This window comes from Bradyrhizobium sp. Ken51 (assembly GCF_055807435.1).
In genome coordinates, this window is record NZ_JBVVPB010000007.1 from 14,458 (window position 1) to 35,546 (window position 21,089).

Consider the following 21,089-nt stretch of genomic DNA (forward strand, 5'->3'; position numbering starts at 1 on the left):
CAACGCCAAAATATGCAGCCTGCGACAGGCCGTTACGAAAGTGTCTGAAACGGGGCGACCGCCCAATCCGGCCGCCACGCGAAAGCCTAGGAATGCGCGAAAATGTCCTCTTCAGCCCAGCCCTGGAGATCGAGCAGGGCGCGGGTCGGCAGGAAGTCGAAACAGGCTTTGGCCAGCGCGGTGCGACCTTCGCGCACCAGCATGGCATCGAGCCGCTCGCGCAAGCCGTGCAGATGCAGCACGTCGGAAGCGGCGTAGGCGAGCTGCGGCTCGGTCAGGCTGTCGGAACCCCAATCGCTCGATTGCTGCTGCTTGGAGAGGTCGACATTGAGCACCTCGCGCACGAGGTCCTTGAGGCCATGGCGGTCGGTATAGGTGCGGATCAGGCGGGAGGCGATCTTGGTGCAGTAGATCGGCCCGGTCATGACACCAAACGTCTGGTACAGCACCGCGACGTCGAACCGCGCAAAGTGGAAGATTTTCGTGTTGGCGGAATTGGCCAGCAGGGCCTTCAGATTCGGCGCGTCGGTATGCCCTTTGGGGATCTGCACCACGTCTGCGCTGCCGTCGCCGGGCGAGAGCTGCACCACGCAGAGCCGGTCGCGGTGCGGGTTCAGGCCCATGGTCTCGGTGTCGATCGCCACCGCTCCGGTGTAGCGGGACAGATCGGGCAGGTCGCCGCGGTGCAGGCGTACGGTCATGGCGTTTCAAACCTCAATCGAATCGATGCGCCTAGGCAGGCTAATCCCCGGGACAGATGCTGGCGAGGGCCGGCCGCGATGTATCCGCTGGCAGCTGCCGGCGCAAGCGTCAGGCGCGGCTAGTAATTCAGGCGTACGAGTACGTCGTTGACGTCGAAGGGGCTGGCGGGCGCATCGCAAGCGCCGCGGCGCGCGAAGACGCAGGCCGGCTTGTCATCGTTCATTGTCGCGCAACTTCGTGGCGAGAAATCCGCCGGCAATTCGCTGGCCAGGCTCGCCGGGCCGATGATGCGGTTGAACCCGGCCTGGTGCGTCTGCACCACAGCCGGAAGTCGTCCCTTTGCCAGGGGGTCGTCCCGATAAAAGGAATAGATCGGCTTGCGGGCCGCGAGCTGCCCACGTCCGGGCACAAAGGGATAGTTGATGGCGTAGAGGGCCAGACCGCAGAACTCCGGATCGACCTCGAGCTCCGCCATCAACTGGGCCACGCCGATGCCGCGCATCCAGTTGTCGCGCATGATGAGCGTAGCGCCCGACAGACCGAGGGAGAGCAGCAGCCAGCCGCCACATACGACGGCAAGTGCCCGGGAGCGCCACGCGCTTTGCCGGCGCATCATCTGGACCCAATCGGCGGAGCCAAGCGCCGCAGCGATGATCAGCAGCACGATCGACAGGAAAATGAAACGGTATTCCTTGTGCACGATCACGCTGTGAAACCCGACGTTCACGACGGCCGCGACGATCAGCAGGGGTGCATGTCGCCAGCCGCGCCAGAGCGCCAGCAGCATCAGCAGCGTCGTGCCCGACCACAGAATTGAAGCCTGCAGAACGTACGCGGCCGCCGGCGCGTCACCGAATTCCGATGCGCGGTCATGCAGGAGGTTTTGCTGAATATTCTGGACGAGCCACGCAAACGGCGCTGAGCCGTGAATCAGGTCGAGGGCGCCGGACAGCACCAGGACGACGCATGCGCCCGTGACCAGCGCGATCGCGTTTCGCAGGTCGCGCCAGCACGCCGCCAACGCAAACACCGCGCAAGCCGGCACATATTGAAAGCGCCAGACACAGGCGAGAGCAAGCAGTGCACCTGCGGTGAAGAGCCGGTTTCGCGCCAGCTCGCCCGTCAGCAGATAAGCCGCCGGCAGGATCACGGCCGTCGCCAGCGGTTCGCTCAGCGTGTGGGGCGCGTAGTAGACCAGCTCGAACCAGACCGCGGCGGCAAACGCCGCGACGACGGCATGCGACCTGGAGATGCGTTCGCCGAAATGCCAGGCGGTCGCGACGATCGACAGCGAGGCAAGCCCGACCACCAGGCGAGGCACGACGAAGGCGCCCCACCCGCCCGGCGCAAGCCAGTCGCCCAGAGCGACCGGCCCCGCGAACAAGGTCGGCAGAAACCAGCTCCGGATGCCGTCGCGCCATTCCCAGGTGACGACCCCCTGGTGGCCGAGCAGGCGCCAGGCCGGCTCCAGATATTGATACAGCTCGTCGACGTGAACGATGTTGGGCCAGAAGGCGAGCGGCAGCCGGACTACTGCGGCCAGCAGCAGCAATGCGCACAAGGCGCCGTACCGCGTCGCGAAGCTCTCGGCCTTGACGGCGGGTGCGATGGCGGGCAGAGCTGCGGTGCTCGTCGTCATTGTGTTTTGGCTTCGCCGGCCAAACCGGATTGCGGCCTGACGTAAACGGTCTCGTAGGCGCCGGTGTATTGCTCGCGCCAGCCTCGCCGCTCCACCAGGAACTGCCGCAGCTGTTGATGCGCCTTGACCCACAGCACGGCGTCGATCCGGTATTTGTCGAGCACCATGTCCCACGCGGGTTCGTCAATCGCCCAGCTTACCAGCTTGAAATAATCGCGCAGCAAATCGTCCGGATAGGCGGTCGCGGCGCGGCCATCGACGAACAGGGGGACGGTGCCGTGCGTCGCGAAAATCAGATAGCCGCCAACATTCCAATTGTTCAGGACCCGCGCACCTGTGAGATGCCTTTGCAGATAGCCGGCATCTTCGCGCGACAGCATCGTCGGAAGTGCGAGCGCCGGCGCAACGCGCAAGTAAGCCATCGGCAGGGTGCCGAGACCGACGATGCCCGCGGCCAGCAACGCTCCCCGCACGTCGCGACCAGTGAGACGCTCAGGCAGCAAGCGGCTGAGGTGAAGCGCCATCGGCGCGGTCGAGAAGATGAAGAAGAAGGCGATGTACCTGAATTGATACAGTCCCAGAATCAGGAACAGCCAGGACATCAATCTCGGCTCGAGCGGGATGGGTCTGGAGTTTCTGTAGCGGAGCTCGAGCGCGACGAAGGCCAGCATGTACAGGATGCCGGGAATGCTGCCCGGCATTTCCATGTTGTGATAGTAGGACAGCCATTCGCCGATATTGCCCTGGACGAAGTGCCCCATCGTCGCGCCGGCACCGGCATAGATAGTCCAGCCGAGCGGATTGACGAATGTCGCGGCAAGGCACGCGATCGCCGCGAGAGCAAGGATCCTGAGGTCGGCCCAGGCCCCTCTGAGCAAGGCGGCGCCGCAGAACACGCCAATCACCAGAAAGCCGAGCAGAAAACCACCGTGCAGATTGGCCCAGAGCACCATCAACACGGGAAGCACGAACCATCGCGTTCGTCTCAGGCATTCGCGATAGAAGACGACGCAGAACAGCATCGTGCATGTATTCGGCGAGACCGCGAGATACATGTTCGGCGAAGCTTCGTAAGCGGGATAGAGCAGGCAGGCCAAGAAGACCGAGACGCAGACTGCGATCGCCGACGCGCCGTAGCCAAGAGAGATCGCAGTCAGGATGCCGGCGATCGCTGCGCCACAGGCGACCGTCGACAGCACGAGGCCGCCGAAGCCTGTGTATTGAAACGTCGCACTGGCGAGCGCGTCCCAGAGCCAGGACAGATTGAGCCATGGCTTGTCGCCATGGGTGAACGACCACGGATCCTGGAGCGGGATGGCGTTGCGTTCCTGGATGAGATCTCCGGCCGCGAGATGCCAGCCCAGATCGTAGTGACCGAGCAGAAGCGGTGCGTTCAGGACGTAGAACAGGCAAATGAACGAGATCAGGAACAGATAAGTCCCCGATCTCAGGAAGAACGGGCTGATCGCGTTCGCAATCTTGTCGAATGCCGGCTCGTGCCAGACCTGGTGCTGATCCACCGCTTCCCTCACGACAAAGCGAGCCCGATGGCTCCGCGCTCGCCGACGGCCGGATGCGAGCCTGCCCGCTGACTTAGGGCCAGTTTGTCTAAAGTAGGGTAAATTCGGACGGTGCAATCGATGGGGTTTGGCGGAATGAAATTTGGCGCGACGGCGGGCTTCCGAGGCCGCTAAGCAGCTGTTTAGACTTGAAAGTTTCAGCGCCCAATAAAAGTTATTAGACATTGAACGGAGGGTCCGGCATGGCCGTGAGCGCCGATTTGGGAGAGACGCTCGAGAGCGTGATGAACGAACTCGTGGCGTCCGGCCGGTGCCGCCGTCATTGTTCGTCAGCGTAGCTCCTGTTCCACATTCAGGTGAACCAACGCTGGGCCTTCGATGACCAAATTTGCATGTATCACCTATTGGTCGAAAATCTCGTAAGTCAGGTCAAGGCGCATCAAAGGCATTGATTGGAGAGGGCGTAGCCGAAGCCGCATACCCCCTCGTGTTCCCTTCGCACTCGCCGTCCGGCCCTTCCGCCACACCCGCCGGTCTACCGTCTCGCTGAGCTTCATGCGCTCGCAGTGGTATTGTGTTTCATATTTTCGATGCGCCGAACGGAGATCTCCAATGAAGCTCAAACTTGCCGCCGCGATGCTCGCCGCAAGCCTCCCGCTCGCATCGATGGCTTTCGCCCAAGGCATCGCGCCAGCCGAACTTGCGGTGATCGATGGCTGCCTGAAGACCGCGGAGAAAACCGGCGGTTTCGGCGGCGCGTGCGTCGGGCTCGTCGCCGACCCCTGCATCAAAGCGGCAGAGGGCGCGAATGACGATGTCGCCAAATGGAAAGCCTGCGCGGCGCGCGAACTCGCCATTTGGACGCAGAAAACCAATGAGGCGCTAAAGAAGGTTCAGGCCGGCGGGTTCGCCGACGTGATCAAGGCGGTCAATGACTCGCAGAAAACTTTCGCCGCGTCGCGTGATCGCTTCTGCGCGGTCTTCGACAAGGTCGAGCCCGGCATGTACCCGGGCGACGCGAGCTACTGCCGCCTGCGCGAGACCGCGAACCGCTCGCTGAGCCTGATCAAGCTCGGCGCTGCGGTCAACGAGCACTAAGCCCTCTTAGGCGCTCGGGGTCATCAGCTTTGCCGACCTTTCGGCGCGTAGCGCTTGCCTGAGCGACTGAAGCCAGCCGCCTCCAGATCGCCTGCGATCCGAGCCGACCCGACAAGCGATGTAGGCCATTCGGTACGCAATGAGCGCCGTGCCTCGGTTTTGTGTACCGGTCAGCAGCTCAAATTCCCTGCAAAAGCGAGTTCAATCGCTTGAGTAGGAGGTGGTGCCCAGGAAAGGACTCGAACCTTCACGGCCGTTAAGCCACTGGCACCTGAAGCCAGCGCGTCTACCAATTCCACCACCTGGGCATGCCGGTTAGGCACGGAGGCGGTTACTACGGTTCGGTGACGCGGTTGTCAATTCATGCTTGAACCCCGCTTCGGGATGCGGATTGCGCATCGCAAACCGGCCCGATACAAGCCTGACGAGACGCACTCTTCCCGCAGGATATGGACCCCAGGAATGGATCCCATGGCATCGAATCTGGACACGCTCGTCACGGTTTTCGGCGGATCGGGGTTTTTGGGCCGGAATGTGGTCCGCGCGCTGTGCCGGCGCGACTACCGGGTCCGGGTCGCGGTGCGGCGGCCGGAGCTGGCCGGGTACCTCCAGCCGTCCGGCAAGGTCGGTCAGGTCCACACCGTCCAGGCCAACGTCCGCTATCCGGCCTCGATCGAGGCGGCGCTGCGTGATTCGCAGGTCGTGATCAATCTGGTCGGCGTCCTGACCGAAGGCGGCGCGCAGAGCTTCGATGCCGTCCAGGCCAGGGGCGCCGAGACCATCGCCAAGGCGGCCGCGGCCGCCGGGGCACAGCTGATCCATGTCTCGGCGATCGGCGCCGACGCGGAATCGCCCTCGCGCTATGCCAGGGCCAAGGCGGCCGGCGAAGCCGCGGTCCTGGCCGCGGTGCCGTCGGCGACGATCTTCCGCCCCTCCGTGATGTTCGGCCCCGAGGATCAGTTCACCAACCGCTTCGCGGCACTGGCGCGGATGTCGCCGGTGCTGCCGCTGATCGGCGGCGAAACCAGGATGCAGCCGGTCTATGTCGGCGACGTCGCCACCGCGGTCGCGGATGCCGTCGACGGCAAGACCAAGGCGGGCGCCACCTACGAACTCGGCGGCCCGGAAGTGCTGACCATGCGCGAGATCATCGAGGCCATTCTCGAGATCGCCGATCGCAAGCCGATGCTGATGCCGCTGCCGTTTGGCCTCGCCCGCTTCAAGGCCAACGTCCTGCAATTCGCGCCCGGCGCGCTGAAGCTGACGCCGGACCAGGTCACGCTGCTCGCGCGCGACAATGTGGTGTCGGATGCGGCCAAGGCCACCGGCCTGACGCTGGAAGGCCTCGGCATCACGCCCGACTCGCTGGAAGCGATCGCCCCGCAATATCTCTGGCGTTTCCGCGCCGCCGGGCAATTCCAGCGCAAGAGCGCGTAACCATCCCCGCCGTCATGGCCGGGCATGACGAACTTCAATTTCTGGACTGCAGTTGTTTAACGTTCGGGTTTACCGCCCCAGCGCCAGCGCGATCAGGCCGAGCGTGCCGACGATCACGCGCCACCAGGCGAATACCACGAAGCCGTGGCGGGTGACGTATTCCAGGAATGTCTTCACCACGATGATCGCGGTGACGAACGACACCACGAAGCCGATCGCGACGATGCCCATGTGGTCCATCGTCATCTCGGAGCGGTTCTTGTAGAAATCGTAGGCGAACGCGCCGATCATGGTGGGAATGGCGAGGAAGAACGAGAACTCCGCCGCCGCGCGCTTGTCGGCCCCCAGGAACATCGCCGCGACGATGCTGGCACCGGAGCGCGACACGCCCGGGATCATCGCGATGCACTGCGCGATGCCGATATAGAGATACATCAGCAGCGGAAACCGGGTGGCGTCGTGCTCGCGCGCCTTGAGATCGAGCTTGTCGACCCAAAGCAGGATGGCGCCGCCGACGATCAGCGAGAAGCACACCACCCACGGATTGAACAGCATGCTCTTGATGTACTTGCCGGCGACGAGACCGACGACGACAGCGGGCAGGAACGCCACCAGCACGCCGATCACGAAGCGGCGTGCATAGGCGTCGCCCGTGAACATGCCGATCGCGACGTCCCACAATTTCTTGAAGTACAATACGACGATCGCGAGGATGGCGCCGAGCTGGATCAGGACCGTAAACGAATCCCAGAACGCGCCCTCGCCGAGATGGAAGAAGCGCTCCGCAAGCAGCAAATGGCCAGTCGAGGACACGGGAAGGAACTCGGTCACACCCTCGATGATGCCGAGGATCACTGCCCGTATTGCATCTGACATATTTACGGTCCATTTCGGCTGGAAAAGCGGGGTTCTTCTCGCCCATCCGCTCCCTTGCTGCAATCGCAAAATGCGGCGTCGCGCCCTTGCTTCGCGGTTTTGAATGACTAGTGTGGCGCCGCACAAACATTGATGGATTCTTAAGCACCATCACATAGTCAAAGGCTTCATGTTTACGCTGTTTCATCATCCGTTCTGCCCGCATTCGCGGTTCATCCGCCTGATCGCGGGAGAATACGGGCTTGAGCTGAAGCTGATCGAAGAGCGCAGCTGGGAGCGGCGCGAAGCATTTCTGCTGCTCAATGCGGCGGGCACGACGCCCGTCCTGGTGGACGACGAGCAGCCTCCGATCCCGGGCGCGGCGATCGTCGCCGAATATGTCGACGAAGCCTATGGCTCCGAGATGGGACTGAAGCGCCTGATGCCGGACACCATCGGCGAGCGCGTCGAGGTCCGCCGGCTGATGGCCTGGTTCAACGAAAAATTCTTCGAGGAAGTCTCCCACCCGCTCGTCACCGAGCGCATCTACAAGCGCTTCATGAGCGAGGACAACGGCGGCGGCCCGCCCTCGGCCGACGTGATGCGCGCGGCCAAGGCAAATGTGCGCTATCATCTGGCCTATATCGGCTGGCTGGCGCAGACGCGTAATTTCCTCGCCGGCGACCGGCTCAGCTACGCGGATCTCGCCGCCGCGGCGCACCTCTCGGCGATCGACTATCTGGGCGACGTGCCATGGAGCGAGGACGACGCGGCAAAGGCGTGGTACGCACGGGTGAAATCCCGCCCGTCGTTCCGTCCGCTGTTGAGCGAATGGCTGGCCGGCGTGCCGGCGTCGCGGACCTACGTGGACCTGGACTTCTGATGGTGAACGTCATGCCCGGGCTTGTCCCGGGCATCCACGTTCTTTCTGTTATGCGACGCAAGGACGTGGATGGCCGGGACGAGCCCGGCCATGACGCGCGTGGATGCATCGATGATCAAATCCAGCATCGACATTGATGAGCTTCGTACGGCGCTTGCAAACGAGGCACGCGCGCTCGGCTTCGACTGCATCGGCATCACGGAGCCCGGCACGATCGAAAGCGCCGGACAGCATTTTCTCGAATTCATCGCATCCGGCGGCCATGGCGACATGGACTGGCTCGCCGCGCAGCCGGAGCGCCGGGTCGATCCACGCGGGCTGTGGCAGGACGTGCGCAGCGTCATCATGCTCGGCGTCAATTACGGCCCCGACCAGGATCCGCTCGCGATCCTGCAACAGCGCACGCGCGCGGCCATCTCGGTCTATGCGCAGGGCGACGATTATCACGACCTCATCAAGAAGCGCCTGAAGGCATTGGCGCGATGGCTGGTCGCGACTGCACCGTCCCAAGTGAAAGTGTTCGTCGACACCGCGGCCGTGATGGAGAAACCGCTGGCGCAAGCCGCGCATCTGGGCTGGCAGGGGAAGCACACCAATCTGGTCTCGCGCGAGTTCGGCTCCTGGCTGTTTCTCGGCGCGATCTACACCACGCTGGAGCTGCCGCGCGACGATTCCGAGATCGATCATTGCGGCTCGTGCCGGGCGTGTCTCGACATCTGCCCGACCGCGGCCTTCCCCGCGCCCTACAAGCTCGATGCGCGGCGCTGCATCTCGTACCTCACCATCGAGAACAAGGGACCCATCCCGCAAGAGTTTCGTAAAAGCATCGGCAACCGCATCTATGGCTGCGACGATTGCCTCGCCGCCTGTCCTTGGAACAAGTTCGCGCAGGAGGGCCGTGAGGCAAAGCTTGCCGCCCGTGACGCTTTGCGCGCGCCAGGTCTTGCCGAGCTTGCACGGCTCGACGACGCGTCGTTCCGTGCGCTGTTCACGAAGTCACCGGTGAAACGGATCGGCCGCGACCGCTTTTTGCGCAACGTGCTGATCGCGATCGGTAACTCCGGCGATGCGGCGTTGGCGGACGAGGCGCGGCGATTACTGGAGGATGAGAGCGCGCTGGTGCGCGGGGCTGCGGTGTGGGCGCTGGGGAAGTTGGTGTCGCGGGATGAGTTCGAGGCGATCAAGACGGATGCGATTGCTGGCGAGCGCGACGAAAGCGTGCGTGAGGAGTGGCGCACCGCCTCCTAATCCTCCGCTGTCATGCTCCGCGACCCGGCTACGCCAAGGCTTCGCCGGGGTTGAGATCCAGGGGCGCCGAAGCTTTAGCGTAGGCGGCAAGCGGGGCATCCAGTACGCCGCGGCCTCTCGATTGAACCACAGCCGTCTCGGAGTACTGGATCGCCCGGTCAAGCCGGCGATGACACCGTTGTTGTGAGAGCGCTTCGCGCCTCCTCACCGGGAGGATTGAGCATCTTGATTTCCCCACACGTTCCTTCAAGCTCGCGCGTCATGACAAACATGCCTTTCTTCACCCGCGACGGCGACACATTCCATCCGACGGAAGTCGCCAACGGCCCGTGGGATCCGAAATCGCTGCACGGGCGCGTCATCGTCGGCCTGCTCGGCTTCGCCATCGAGGAGCGGCATTCCGGCCCTGAATTCGTGCCGGCGCGGCTGACCGTGGATATGTTTCGGCTGCCGACCATCGACAATCCAATCGAAGTAACCACACGGCTGGTGCGCGACGGGATGCGCATCCGCGTCGTGGAGGCGGAGTTCTTCTCCGGCGGCGTCGGCATGGCGCGCGCCTCATGCCAGCTGTTGCGGCGGACCCAGAATCCGGACGGCAATGTCTGGTCGCCGCCGAACTGGGACGTGCCGAAGCCGGCCGACATTCCCAAGCCGACCGATCCCAGGCTTGGCATGAACGGCAAATGGACCACGCGACCGATCGTCGGCCAGATGGGCTCGCTCGGGCCACGAAAACTCTGGATGAGCGAGGTGCGCGAGCTGATCGCGGGCGTGCCGATGACGCCGTTCGTCCATGTCGCCACCGGCGCGGACTTCGCCAGTCCGTTCGCGAACGCCGGCGACAAGGGGCTCGGCTACATCAACAGCGACGTCACGATCTATCTGCACCGCCTGCCGGTGACGAACTGGATCGGCTTCGAGGTGGTGAACCACCAGGCCACCGACGGTGTGGCGATCGGCGAATGCTGGCTCTATGACGAGCAGGGCCCGATCGGCACTGCCACGGTCGCCGCGCTGGCGCAACGCAAGCCGATGGTAAATCCGACGAAGCGGTAAGGGGCGCAAGAACAACGGCTAACCCAAGTGCCGCTTCATTTCCGGCCGCGCCTTGAGCTCCGCGCCCTGCCTGGCGACGATCTTCGCAATCCGTTCCGGCGCAAACTTCAGATCGACGAACGCCGGCGCGGTGTTGGCGACCTCGTGATAGCTGACGATCCTGCCGTCGCGAAGCGTCATGATCGCCACGCCCTCGAACATCGCCCGCGCGCCGTTCGCTTCCGGCAAGGTCGAGCGATAGCTGAACATGTAGCGCGCATAAAGCGTGGTGCCGTTCGACACCGGGTCGTGCATGTCCCAGCGGAAGTCGGTCGCCGTGCGATAGAACCAGTCGTCGATCATCGCTGCGATCTTCTCGCGGCCCGCGAAGGTGCCGTAGAACACGTCGTGATAGACGCCGTCCTCGGTGAAGAGATCCGCGAAGGCTTTTCCGTTGCGCTGTTCGACGGCGTCGCAGAAGGCGCGCAGCATGGCGGTGTTTGTCATTGACGATTCTCCCCTCCCTTTCTCAGTCATGCCCCGGCTTGACCGGGGCATCCAGTAAGCCGCGGCTTCTCGGCTTGAGCACGAGCGCCTCTGGAATACTGGATCGCCCAAACAAGTCGGGCGATGACACCGAGTGCTAGGTCGCGATTTCACCCGATCTCGGCCACCGCGGCAAGAATGCGGGCGATGTCCTGCGGGCGCGAGAGGCGGTGATCGCCGTCCTGGATCATGGTCAGCACGACGTCGTCGGCCGGCAGGCGATGGGTCAGTGCGAACGCATGCTGCCAGGGCACGTCAGGATCCTGAGCACCTTGCAAGATGCGGACGGGACAGCCGAGATCGATGGCGCTGCCGAGCACGAGGTGGTTGCGCCCCTCCTCGATCAGATTCCGCGTGATCGGATAGGGCGAGCCGTCGCCATAATCCGACGGTCTCAGCCAGACGCCCTTGGTCTCGATCTCTTTCTTCACTGCGGCCGGAAAATTCTTCCACATCAGCTCCTCGGTGAAGTCGGGCGCCGGCGCGATCAGCACCAGGCCCGCCAGCGAGGCTTTGGCTTGCTGTTTCTCTTGCCGCTTTTTGATCTCGCGCGCGAGTAGCAGCGCCATCCAGCCGCCCATGGACGAGCCGATCAGGACTTGCGGGCCGTCGCAGAACCGCTCGAAGACCGCGACGCTTTCCTCGAGCCAGCGCCCGATGGTTCCGTCGGCGAAATCGCCACCGGATTCGCCGTGGCCGGAATAATCGAACCGGACCACGGCACGGCCGTGATCACGAGCCCAATCGTCCAGCGCCACGGCCTTGCTGCCCCGCATGTCCGATTTGAACCCGCCGAGCCAGACCAGTCCCGGTCCTTGACCAGATTTTTGGCTGGCGCGGCGGCGCACCGCGATCCGGCGTGCGGACGGGCCCTCGCCCACATCGATGAAGTCGAGCACGGCATCGGGAATTGCAGGGGTCATGGAACGTTTACTCTGGCTGTGCAGTTTGAGCTGTCCGGACGTGCTCCGCAGCAGCCGGACGTCGGCATTTGCCCTTTGGGACGCTTGCGGAACAGAAGCAAGGTGTCTATGTCGGTCTGCGTGCCCCGCCGTGGCCAAAATGCCTCGCATTTGAGGCTTTTTCGACCGCCGCACGAGCGATTGCTTGCCGGCAAGCGTATCTTCCTGCAAAATAGCCGCCTCTTTTCATAACTTTGGAGAACCACCCATTCGCCGTCCCAATAAAGCCCCGCCCACTGCCGCCAAAGACGGGCCGCGCATCAATGACGACATTCGCAATGCGCAGATCCAGCTGATCGATCAGACCGGTGACAACAAGGGCACCATCGAGACCGTCGCGGCTATCCGCCTGGCCCAGGAAGCCGGCATGGATCTGGTCGAGATCTCGCCGAACGTCAGCCCTCCCGTCTGCAAGATCATGGACTACGGGAAGTATAAATATTCCGCGCAGAAAAAAGCCGCCGAAGCCCGCAAGCGGCAGAAGATCGTCGAGATCAAGGAGATCAAGCTCCGCCCGATGATCGACGACCACGACTACGAAGTGAAGATGCGCGCCATGCAGCGGTTCTTCGAAGAGGGCGACAAGGTCAAGATCACCCTGCGCTATCGCGGCCGCGAAATGGCGCACCAGGAGATCGGTACCAAGCTGCTCGACAAGATCAAGACCGACGTGGCCGAGCTCGCCAAGGTGGAGCAGGACGCGCGGTTCGAGGGCCGTCAGGTCGTCATGGTGCTGGCGCCGCGCTGACGCGAGTTGTTCAGGATTGAGAGTTCAACGGCCCGTCCGGATGTCCGGCGGGCCGTTTTGTTTTCCCTGGGCACCCGTCCTGTTGGCGATAGTTACGTCCTCGTCGCCTGCCAGGTGCCGCTGCACTGATCGCCGGAGATGATACCCCTCCACGAACCGGCGCCCTTCACGCCGGCGAGCCGGCCGCCGCCGCTGGCATGGGACGCCCCGACCGAAACCTGGACCGCGACGGCACCGCTGCGATTGACCTTGCCGGAGACCCGGCCACCGCCTGCGGACGACACCCGGCTGCCGGCGACGGTGAAGGGAACGCTGTAGCCGGAGCTGCAATTGCCGCGGGTGGTGGCGAAGGTGACGTTCCAGACGCCGTCATAGCCGCGGATGCGCGCATCGGCAGTCGAGGGAAACGCAGCCATGGCGAGCACGGCCAACAGCGCCAGGCAGCGCGGACGAGCGACATCCGTCAAAGACGGAAGCGATTGGGAAAAATAGGGCATGTTAATCCTGCTCCGGGCGACACGGCTCGGACATGAAGATAGCAATCCCGGATAGTCGGCGGCTAGGTTCCACCGGTTCATCGTTGCCAATTCGCCCGTCCTCTGTCATAAGCCCAGCCTTCATTGCCCGGCTGATTAAGGGCTGCCGTGGCGGTGTCCGTGCGGGTTTCGCGCTTGTTCGTAAAACCTGAGCACAATCAACGCTCTAACGAGCATTTTGACGGCCAGCCGCCTTGCGGGCGGATTGCTATGGCCATTAGGAGAGCCAAATGCCCAAGCTGAAGACCAAATCGGGCGCTAAAAAGCGCTTCAAGGTGACTGCCACCGGCAAAGTGATGTTCGCGCATCGTAGCAAGCGTCACGGCATGATCAAGCGGACGAAGAAGCAGATCCGGCAGCTGCGCGGCACCGCCGTGCTGTTCAAGACCGACGGCGACAACGTCAAGAAGTACTTCTTGCCCAACGCCTGATCGCGTCCACGATCATTGCCACCCGCGCCGCAGCTTTCGCGGCGATCCGAACATCAAGTCATCTTTCGAAGGATTTTTGTCATGGCTCGCGTCAAACGCGGTGTGACCGCCCACGCCAAGCACAAGAAAGTCTACAAGGCCGCCAAGGGTTTCCGCGGCCGCCGCAAGAACACGATCCGCACCGCCAAGCCGGCGGTCGAGAAGGCTCTCGTGTATGCCTTCCGTGATCGCAAGCGCAAGAAGCGGACGTTCCGCGCACTCTGGATCCAGCGCATCAACGCTGCCGTGCGTCCGTTCGGCCTGACCTACAGCCGCTTTATCGACGGCATGGCCAAGTCCGGGATCACCGTGGACCGCAAGGTGCTGTCGGATCTCGCGATCAACGAGCCCGCGTCGTTCCAGGCGATCGCCGAGAAGGCCAAAGCCGCTCTGGCGGCCTGAGGCCTAACGGCCGGCCCCGCCGGCCTTCAGCGCGCGTTGCGAATAGCGCTGGGCGATCTCCGCCCGGCAGAATGCCGTGAATGACAGATACATGGTGCCGGATTTATTCCGGTACTTCCGGTCGCACACGCGCATCTCGCGTTGGTAAGCCTGTTTCCGCGCAGTGTTGAGGCCGGGCATGAAGTCCGCCTCGCATTTCTTCTCGACGGCGGCGCCGAGCTGGACATCGCCGCTCGCGGTCAATTGGCAATCCTGAAACATTTTCATCGCGCTTTCGCAGCCCTTCTGGGCAGCGATGGCGTCGACGACCTCGTCCAGCGTCATCGACTTCTCCATGCAGACCATGGCGCGCGCCGGGGTGCTCGCGACGGAGAGAACGACGGCGAGAGCAGCCAGACAGGATCTTGAGAGCATCGCGAAAGCCTCCTCGCTTTCCCCTTGGTGCCAGCCCCCCGCGCGAGGTTCAACCCAGCCGCTCGTCAGCCCGAAATGACCGGCTTTTCGCTTGACGTTACGGCCTTCGGGCGGCGACAACCCAGCCGAATTTGGCAGCAGGGATTTGACCGTGTCCGACCTCGCAATGCTCGAAACATCCATCCTCGACCAGATCGCCGCCGCCGGCGACGAGGCCGCCCTCGAAGCGGTGCGCGTCGCTGCCCTCGGCAAGAAGGGTTCGATCTCGGCGCTGCTTGCCACGCTCGGAAAAATGTCGCCGGACGAACGCAAGACGCAAGGCGCTGCGATCAACCAGGCCAAGGACAAGGTCACCGAGGCGCTCGCCGCGCGGCGCGACGTCTTGAAATCGGCGGCGCTCGACGCGCGGCTTGCGTCGGAAACCATCGACGTCACCCTGCCGCTGCGCGATGCGCCGGCCGAGGCCGGCCGCATCCATCCGCTGAGCCAGGTCTGGGACGAGCTGACCACGATCTTCGCCGATATGGGATTCTCGGTCGCCGAAGGGCCCGATATCGAGACCGACGACTACAACTTCACCAAGCTGAATTTTCCGGAAGGACATCCCGCGCGCGAGATGCACGACACCTTCTTCTTCCATCCGAAGGAGGACGGCTCCCGCATGCTGTTGCGCACCCACACCTCGCCGGTGCAGGTGCGCACCATGTTGAGCCAGAAGCCGCCGATCCGCGTGATCTGCCCGGGCCGCACCTATCGCATCGATTCGGACGCGACCCACACACCGCAATTCCACCAGGTCGAAGGCCTCGTCATCGACAAGCACTCCCATCTCGGCCACCTCAAATGGATCCTGCACGAGTTCTGCAAGGCGTTCTTCGAGGTCGATCACATCAACATGCGCTTCCGCCCCTCGTTCTTCCCGTTCACCGAGCCGTCGCTGGAAGTCGATATCCAGTGCCGCCGCGACAAGGGCGAGATCCGCTTCGGCGAGGGCGAGGACTGGCTCGAGATTCTCGGCTGCGGCATGGTGCATCCGAACGTGCTGCGCGCCTGCGGCATCGATCCCGACGAGTACCAGGGCTTCGCGTGGGGCATGGGCATCGACCGCATCGCCATGCTGAAATACGGCATTGCCGACCTGCGCCAGCTGTTCGACAACGACGTCCGCTGGCTCTCCCATTACGGCTTCAAGCCGCTCGAAGTACCGACCCTCGCGGGAGGGCTGAGCTCATGATGGGCTTGCTCGGACGCACGAAGACTCTCTCCGTTCCCTCCCCCCTTGTGGGGGAGGGTCAGGGAGGGGGGTAGCCGCGGATGCCGCACGCAGTTGTAAGCCAGCGTCAGCGCGGCCGGGCGAAGCAACTTCGCCAAGCGATGACGCGCGCCGAAACACTGCTGTGGCGCTATCTAAAAGCTAACCGGATGGATGGTGTCGGCATCCGTCGTCAGACGCCGATCGGAAACTACATCGCCGATTTCGTGTGCTTCTCATCAAAGATCATCATTGAGGTCGATGGGGAATCCCACGATTTCGAAGAGCGCCAAAAGGCGGATCGACGGCGCGACGCATTCTTCGCTGCCGAAGGGTTTCAGGTTCTGCGCTTCACCAACGAGCAGGTGATGACAAATCTGGAGGGAGTTGTTGAGGCAATCCGCCAGGCGGCATCCGCCGGAGCCCGCGGCTTACCCCCTCCCTGACCCTCCCCCACAAGGGGGGAGGGAACATTGACACCGACCAAAGCAACTCAGTGAACACCGACAAAAGCCGAGGCACGCAGCCATGAAATTCACTCTCTCCTGGCTGAAGGAACATCTCGACAGCGACGAGCCGCTGGAAAAGCTCGCCGAGAAGCTCACCATGATCGGGCTCGAGGTCGAGAACATCGAGGACAAGGCGAAGGCGCTGAAGCCCTTCACCATCGCGAAGGTGATATCCGCCGAGCAGCATCCGAACGCGGATCGGCTGCGCGTCTGCATGGTCGACACCGGCGACGGTGGCGCGCCCGTGCAGGTGGTGTGCGGGGCGCCGAATGCGCGGACGGGTCTCGTCAGCGTGTTCTCGCCGCCCGGCACCTACATTCCCGGCAAGGACATCACGCTCGGTGTCGGCACCATCCGCGGCGTCGAGAGCCGCGGCATGCTGTGCTCGGCGGCCGAATTGCAGATTTCCAACGACCATGACGGCATCATGGAATTGCCCGCGGATGCGCCGATCGGCGCTGCTTACGCCGCATGGGCCGGCCTCGGCGATCCCGTGGTCGAGATCAATCTGACGCCGAACCGGCAGGACTGCACCGGCGTGCACGGCATCGCGCGCGATCTCGCCGCTGCCGACATGGGCAAGTTCAAGGACCCGACCATCAAGCCGATCAAGGGCGAATTCCCGTGTCCGGTGAATGTTACGGTCGAGGACGCCGCGCTCTGCCCGGGCTTCGCGCTACGCCTCGTGCGCGGCGTGAAGAACGGGCCCTCGCCGGAATGGCTGCAGAAGCGGCTGACCGCGATCGGCCTGCGTCCGATCAACGCGCTGGTCGACATCACCAACTTCATGACTTACGACCGCGCGCGGCCGCTGCACGTGTTCGACGCGAAGAAAGTGAACGGCAATCTCGTGGTGCGCCGCGCCCGTGACGGCGAGACGCTGCTCGCGCTCGACGGCCGCAGCTACAACCTCGATCCCACGATTTGCGTGATCGCGGACGAGCATGGCGTCGAATCGCTCGCCGGCATCATGGGCGGCGAGGCCTCGGGCTGCGACGAAGGCACCACCGACGTGCTGATCGAATCGGCGCTGTGGAACGAGATCAACATCGCCCAGACCGGCCGCAAGCTCGGCATCAATTCGGACGCGCGCTACCGTTTCGAGCGCGGTGTCGATCCGGCCTTCATGGTGCCGGGGCTGGAGCTCGCGACGAAACTCGTGATGGAGATGTGTGGCGGCACGCCGTCGGAGAACGTCGTGGTCGGCAAGACCTTCGGCGACGACCGCGTGATCGATTTTCCGGTCACCGAGGTCAAGCGACTCTCGGGCATCGAAGTACCGATGCCGGAGATGAAGCGCATCCTGACCCATCTCGGCTTCATGATGGCGGGCCCGGGCCCCGTCGTGAAGGTCGCGGTGCCGTCATGGCGGACCGATGTGCACGGCAAGGCCGACATCGTCGAGGAAGTCGTCCGTATCCACGGCGTCGACAAGGTGCCGATGACGCCGTTCGAGCGGGGCGAGGACGCACGAAAATCCGTGCTGACCCCGCTCCAGCTCCGCACCCGCCGCGCCAGGCGGGCGCTCGCGAGCCGCGGCATCATCGAAGCGGTGACCTGGTCCTTCATCACCAAATCTGCCGCACAGCTGTTCGGCGGCGGCCAGCGCGAACTCGAAGTCGCCAACCCGATCGCGTCGGATTTGTCCGACATGCGCCCGACCCTGTTGGCCGGCCTGATCGCGGCGGCGCAGGCCAATGCCGATCGCGGCTTTGGCGATGTCGCCCTGTTCGAGGTCGGGCAGGTGTTCAAAGGCGACCGCCCGCAGGATCAGTTCATGGCGGCGAGCGGCGTCCGCCGCGGTTTTGCATCATCGCAGGGTCTCGGACGGCACTGGTCGGGTTCGGCGCAGGCTGACTTGTTCGACGCCAAGGCCGATGCGCTCGCGGTGCTCGCGGCTGCCGGCGCTCCGATGCAGGCCCTTCAGATCGTCGCGGGCGGCCCGTCCTGGCTGCATCCCGGGCGCTCCGGCACGATCCAGATCGGACCGCAGAACGTGCTCGGTTATTTCGGCGAGATGCATCCGCGCGCGCTCGAGGCGCTCGGCGCCGGTGGCCCGCTGATGGTGTTCGAGGTGATCCTCGACCGCATCCCCGAGGCGAAGAAGAAGCCGACCCGCGCCAAGCCCGTGATCGAGCTGTCGGCATTCCAGCCGGTCTCACGCGATTTCGCCTTCATTGTCGACCGCACCGTGAAGGGCGGCGACATCGTGCGCGCGGCTCAGAGCGTCGACAAAAAGCTGATCACCGCGGTGAACGTGTTCGACGTCTACGAAGGCAAGGGCATCGACGACGGCAAGAAGTCGATTGCAATCGCGGTGACGATCCAGCCGCGCGAAAAGACCCTGACCGACCAGGAGATCGAGGCCGTGGCCGCGAAAATCGTGGCGGAGGTGACGAAGAAGACCGGCGGCACTTTGCGAGCATGATCATGCTCGAGAAATCATAGAGCATGAATCTCACTGACTTTCTTCCGAAGGACGTCAGCTTCACTGTTGCGACGGCGCTCTGCGCCGTCGCTTTCGTTTCAGGCACCGCGCGCGGCTTCTCCGGCTTCGGCTCGGCGCTGATCTTCATGCCGCTGGCGAGCAGCATCGCGGCGCCGCGTCTCGTTGCCGCGCTGCTCCTCGTGATCGATTTCGTCGCGGCCGCGCCGCTGCTGCCTGACGCCTGGCGCAAGGCGGATCGCAAGGCCACCGCGGTGCTCGTGCTGGGCGCGCTGGTCGGCGTCCCCGTCGGCACCTATTTCCTCAGCGTGCTCGAACCCGTCACGACACGATGGATCATCTCCTGCTTCGTCGCTGCGCTGTTGCTTCTGCTGCTGTCGGGCTGGCGCTATCGCGGCAAGGACCACGCCTGGCTCTCGGTCGGCATCGGTAGCCTCTCCGGCTTCTGTAGCGGCCTCGCGCAGACCGGCGGCCCGCCGATCGTCGGCTATTGGCTCGGCCGCCCCATCGCCCCGATCGTCGCGCGCGCCAACATCTTGCTGTTTTTTGGCGCGTCGGATTTCTTCTCGATGGTCAGCTATGCAACCACAGGCCTGATCTCGCGCGAATCGCTGGTGCTCTCGCTCATTGTTGGTCCGGTCTATGCGATCGGCGTTGCATTCGGCGCGTCGCTGTTCGGCCGCGCCAGCGAGAAAGTGTTTCGCGCGATTTGCTACGGGCTGATCGCGCTGGCCGTGATCGCGGGGCTGCCGGTGCTGGATGGGATTTTGCGCTGAATCATCCACGTCGTCCCGGCGAAGGCCGGGACCCATAGTCCCGATCGGCTTTTGTTACGCGAACTGGTAACTCCGAGTCCTCGCCAAACCACATCCTGTGGTTATGGGTCCCGGCCTTCGCCGAGACGACGAGTTAAGCTTATTGCGGCCTCGCCCTGCGCTTCTTCGTCGACTGCGTCGGCACGTCGGCCGGCTCATCCTTCAGCGCGCCGATCTTGCGCAAGGCTGCGTCCGCGGCGCGCTCGCCGCTTTCCCAGGCGCCGTCGACTGTGCCCCACAGCGTCTCGTGCGTGGCTTCGCCGGCGAGGAACATGTTGCCGATCGGCTCAGTCAGGATTCTTCGCGAGAGCTGACCGCCCGGGGAGGCCGCCGACATGGCACCCATCACGAACGGCGAGGCGTTCCAGCGCGTCGCGCTGGCTTTCTGCACGGCGGCGGCGACTTCGCTGCCGAACAGTTTCGTGATCCATTCTCTGGCGAAGGCCGTCATCGCCTTCTCGCCCTGCTGGGTGAGATCGCGGCCGAACGAACCGCCGATATCGATCGAACACAGCGAGGATCCCCCGATATTGGCGAACATCAGCGCCGTGCGCGTCGAGTTGCTTTGCTCGATCAGGATGTCGTCGCGCGACAGGCCGAGCGGATTGCCCGGCAGTTGCAGCACGATGTGATCGTAGCTTCCGAGCGTGAGCTTCGACGCGGCATCGAGCGTGCGCTTCGGAATGTCAGGCCCAAACTTGATCGCGCCCGAAATCAGCACGTTGGTCGAGACCGTGATGATGGCGGCGCGGGCGGCGATCCTGCCGGCCTGTGTCTCCACGCTGACGTCGCGATTGCTCCAGACGATCCGGCTCGCCGGCGTCGACAGCGCGACCGGCGCCTGCTCACCGAGTTTGGTGATCAGGGTCCCCAAGCCCTGGCGGCAGGCGATCGCGGCGTTGCGATCCTGTGCCCGCGCCTTGTCGATCGCAGACAACTCCTTCAGGTCCTTGCCGGCGAAGCTCGCGCCGAGCATGAACTCGACCGCACCGGCCCAGTCGCCGAGATCCTTCGGCAGCACCGAGGCGCAGGCGGTATCGAGCTTGCCGCGCGCGGCCTCGTCGATGGTGCGGTTGGCGCGCACCAGCGCCGCCAGGAATTCCTCGGTCTCGCCGGCGCGTGCGTTGCGGCGGCCGATGCGCATCTTCTGGCCTGATGGCGCCGGCAGAACGTCGAGCCCGGCGCTGCGCGCCAACCGGATCATCGGATTGGTGTCGGGATTGTGCATCCAGCGCGCCCCGCGATCGAACGGCGTGTCGAAGGTCGTCGTATCCGTGATGCAGCGGCCGCCGATCTGCGATGCCGCTTCCACCACCACGACCTTGCGATTGGCCGCCATGATGCGCCGCGCCGCGGCAATTCCGGCCGCGCCCGCGCCGATCACGACAATGTCAGCCTCGCGCGGCAGGGTCGCGGCGGTTGCGCGCAGGACCGGCATCGCGGCAAGGCCCGCCGACGCCGATAGGAAGCTGCGGCGCGTGATTGTCATGGCATAGTTTCCGGAGACTTGCAGCAAACGGGAACAGCCAGCGAACCTTGCCGTATCTGATGTTGCGCGGCAACCATCAT

The 21,089-nt window shown here is 64.0% G+C and carries 21 protein-coding genes and 1 tRNA gene; 12 read left to right on the forward strand and 10 right to left on the reverse strand.

Annotated features, from left to right (window positions below; translation table 11 throughout):
- Positions 1-86: 86 nt before the first annotated feature.
- The 3 genes from AC0L27_RS14110 to AC0L27_RS14120 all read right to left on the reverse strand — a co-directional run bounded on the left by AC0L27_RS14110 (position 87) and on the right by AC0L27_RS14120 (position 3,861).
- The gene (locus tag AC0L27_RS14110; RefSeq protein WP_275168874.1) at positions 87-701 is read right to left on the reverse strand and encodes a ribonuclease D; all 615 of its coding nucleotides are present in this window, start codon (positions 699-701) and stop codon (positions 87-89) included.
- 119 nt (positions 702-820) lie between these two features.
- Positions 821-2,341, reverse strand: coding sequence for a glycosyltransferase family protein (locus tag AC0L27_RS14115; protein WP_473319469.1), 1,521 nt, complete (start codon positions 2,339-2,341; stop codon positions 821-823).
- A complete protein-coding gene (locus AC0L27_RS14120; RefSeq protein WP_354205653.1) occupies positions 2,338-3,861 on the reverse strand; it encodes a hypothetical protein in 1,524 nt (507 codons plus the stop codon). Before AC0L27_RS14120 ends, AC0L27_RS14115 begins: the two co-directional genes overlap by 4 nt.
- Positions 3,862-4,497: 636 nt before the next feature.
- Here AC0L27_RS14120 and AC0L27_RS14125 point away from each other — a divergent pair.
- Positions 4,498-4,959 carry a lysozyme inhibitor LprI family protein gene (locus AC0L27_RS14125; protein WP_354205651.1) on the forward strand — a complete coding sequence of 154 codons (462 nt, stop codon included), beginning with the start codon at positions 4,498-4,500 and terminating at the stop codon, positions 4,957-4,959.
- Positions 4,960-5,180: 221 nt separating this feature from the next.
- On the opposite strand, the gene AC0L27_RS14130 is transcribed toward AC0L27_RS14125, so the two are convergent.
- Positions 5,181-5,267 (reverse strand) — tRNA-Leu (locus tag AC0L27_RS14130).
- Positions 5,268-5,430: 163 nt separating this feature from the next.
- Here AC0L27_RS14130 and AC0L27_RS14135 point away from each other — a divergent pair.
- Positions 5,431-6,396 (forward strand): complex I NDUFA9 subunit family protein, encoded by a 966-nt coding sequence (locus AC0L27_RS14135; RefSeq protein ID WP_354205629.1) that lies wholly within the window; start codon positions 5,431-5,433, stop codon positions 6,394-6,396.
- A 69-nt stretch (positions 6,397-6,465) separates the two neighbouring features.
- Here the strand turns inward: AC0L27_RS14135 and AC0L27_RS14140 are convergent, their stop codons facing one another.
- Positions 6,466-7,272, reverse strand: coding sequence for an undecaprenyl-diphosphate phosphatase (locus AC0L27_RS14140; RefSeq protein WP_027566187.1), 807 nt, complete (start codon positions 7,270-7,272; stop codon positions 6,466-6,468).
- 169 nt (positions 7,273-7,441) lie between these two features.
- Here AC0L27_RS14140 and AC0L27_RS14145 point away from each other — a divergent pair, with 169 nt between their 5' ends.
- The 3 genes from AC0L27_RS14145 (at position 7,442) to AC0L27_RS14155 (ending at position 10,441) form a co-directional block, all read left to right on the forward strand.
- Positions 7,442-8,134, forward strand: a complete 693-nt coding sequence (locus AC0L27_RS14145; RefSeq protein WP_007598553.1) for a glutathione S-transferase family protein — start codon at positions 7,442-7,444, stop codon at positions 8,132-8,134.
- A gap of 111 nt (positions 8,135-8,245) precedes the next feature.
- Positions 8,246-9,382 carry a tRNA epoxyqueuosine(34) reductase QueG gene (gene queG / locus AC0L27_RS14150; protein ID WP_354205627.1) on the forward strand — a complete coding sequence of 379 codons (1,137 nt, stop codon included), beginning with the start codon at positions 8,246-8,248 and terminating at the stop codon, positions 9,380-9,382.
- Positions 9,383-9,643: 261 nt separating this feature from the next.
- Positions 9,644-10,441, forward strand: coding sequence for an acyl-CoA thioesterase domain-containing protein (locus AC0L27_RS14155; RefSeq protein WP_354205625.1), 798 nt, complete (start codon positions 9,644-9,646; stop codon positions 10,439-10,441).
- Positions 10,442-10,459: 18 nt separating this feature from the next.
- Here AC0L27_RS14155 and AC0L27_RS14160 read toward each other — a convergent pair whose 3' ends face one another.
- Positions 10,460-10,927: a nuclear transport factor 2 family protein gene (locus AC0L27_RS14160; RefSeq protein WP_354205623.1), complete on the reverse strand. Its 468-nt coding sequence runs from the start codon at positions 10,925-10,927 to the stop codon at positions 10,460-10,462.
- Between the two features lie 149 nt (positions 10,928-11,076).
- Positions 11,077-11,889 (reverse strand): alpha/beta hydrolase, encoded by an 813-nt coding sequence (locus AC0L27_RS14165; protein ID WP_354205621.1) that lies wholly within the window; start codon positions 11,887-11,889, stop codon positions 11,077-11,079.
- A gap of 247 nt (positions 11,890-12,136) precedes the next feature.
- Here AC0L27_RS14165 and infC point away from each other — a divergent pair, with 247 nt between their 5' ends.
- The gene (infC, locus tag AC0L27_RS14170; protein WP_085349942.1) at positions 12,137-12,676 is read left to right on the forward strand and encodes a translation initiation factor IF-3; all 540 of its coding nucleotides are present in this window, start codon (positions 12,137-12,139) and stop codon (positions 12,674-12,676) included.
- Positions 12,677-12,768: 92 nt separating this feature from the next.
- On the opposite strand, the gene AC0L27_RS14175 is transcribed toward infC, so the two are convergent.
- Positions 12,769-13,173: a hypothetical protein gene (locus AC0L27_RS14175; protein ID WP_275168893.1), complete on the reverse strand. Its 405-nt coding sequence runs from the start codon at positions 13,171-13,173 to the stop codon at positions 12,769-12,771.
- Between the two features lie 269 nt (positions 13,174-13,442).
- Here AC0L27_RS14175 and rpmI point away from each other — a divergent pair, with 269 nt between their 5' ends.
- Together rpmI and rplT are read left to right on the forward strand one after the other, a co-directional pair.
- Positions 13,443-13,643: a 50S ribosomal protein L35 gene (rpmI, locus tag AC0L27_RS14180; RefSeq protein ID WP_007598540.1), complete on the forward strand. Its 201-nt coding sequence runs from the start codon at positions 13,443-13,445 to the stop codon at positions 13,641-13,643.
- Between the two features lie 81 nt (positions 13,644-13,724).
- Positions 13,725-14,084 carry a 50S ribosomal protein L20 gene (gene rplT, locus AC0L27_RS14185; RefSeq protein ID WP_007598538.1) on the forward strand — a complete coding sequence of 120 codons (360 nt, stop codon included), beginning with the start codon at positions 13,725-13,727 and terminating at the stop codon, positions 14,082-14,084.
- Positions 14,085-14,087: 3 nt separating this feature from the next.
- On the opposite strand, the gene AC0L27_RS14190 is transcribed toward rplT, so the two are convergent.
- Positions 14,088-14,498, reverse strand: a complete 411-nt coding sequence (locus AC0L27_RS14190) for a hypothetical protein (protein WP_275168894.1) — start codon at positions 14,496-14,498, stop codon at positions 14,088-14,090.
- A gap of 151 nt (positions 14,499-14,649) precedes the next feature.
- Between AC0L27_RS14190 and pheS the strand changes: the two genes are divergently transcribed.
- The 4 genes from pheS to AC0L27_RS14210 all read left to right on the forward strand — a co-directional run bounded on the left by pheS (position 14,650) and on the right by AC0L27_RS14210 (position 19,481).
- On the forward strand, positions 14,650-15,732 hold the full coding sequence (pheS, locus tag AC0L27_RS14195; RefSeq protein WP_354064281.1) for a phenylalanine--tRNA ligase subunit alpha: 1,083 nt from the start codon (positions 14,650-14,652) through the stop codon (positions 15,730-15,732).
- Positions 15,733-15,812: 80 nt separating this feature from the next.
- On the forward strand, positions 15,813-16,196 hold the full coding sequence (locus AC0L27_RS14200; protein WP_354205617.1) for an endonuclease domain-containing protein: 384 nt from the start codon (positions 15,813-15,815) through the stop codon (positions 16,194-16,196).
- 82 nt (positions 16,197-16,278) lie between these two features.
- Positions 16,279-18,687 carry a phenylalanine--tRNA ligase subunit beta gene (gene pheT, locus AC0L27_RS14205; protein ID WP_354205615.1) on the forward strand — a complete coding sequence of 803 codons (2,409 nt, stop codon included), beginning with the start codon at positions 16,279-16,281 and terminating at the stop codon, positions 18,685-18,687.
- Between the two features lie 23 nt (positions 18,688-18,710).
- Positions 18,711-19,481, forward strand: a complete 771-nt coding sequence (locus tag AC0L27_RS14210) for a sulfite exporter TauE/SafE family protein (protein ID WP_354205613.1) — start codon at positions 18,711-18,713, stop codon at positions 19,479-19,481.
- Positions 19,482-19,620: 139 nt separating this feature from the next.
- Here AC0L27_RS14210 and AC0L27_RS14215 read toward each other — a convergent pair whose 3' ends face one another.
- Positions 19,621-21,009: a flavin monoamine oxidase family protein gene (locus tag AC0L27_RS14215; protein WP_354205611.1), complete on the reverse strand. Its 1,389-nt coding sequence runs from the start codon at positions 21,007-21,009 to the stop codon at positions 19,621-19,623.
- Positions 21,010-21,089 lie beyond the last annotated feature (80 nt).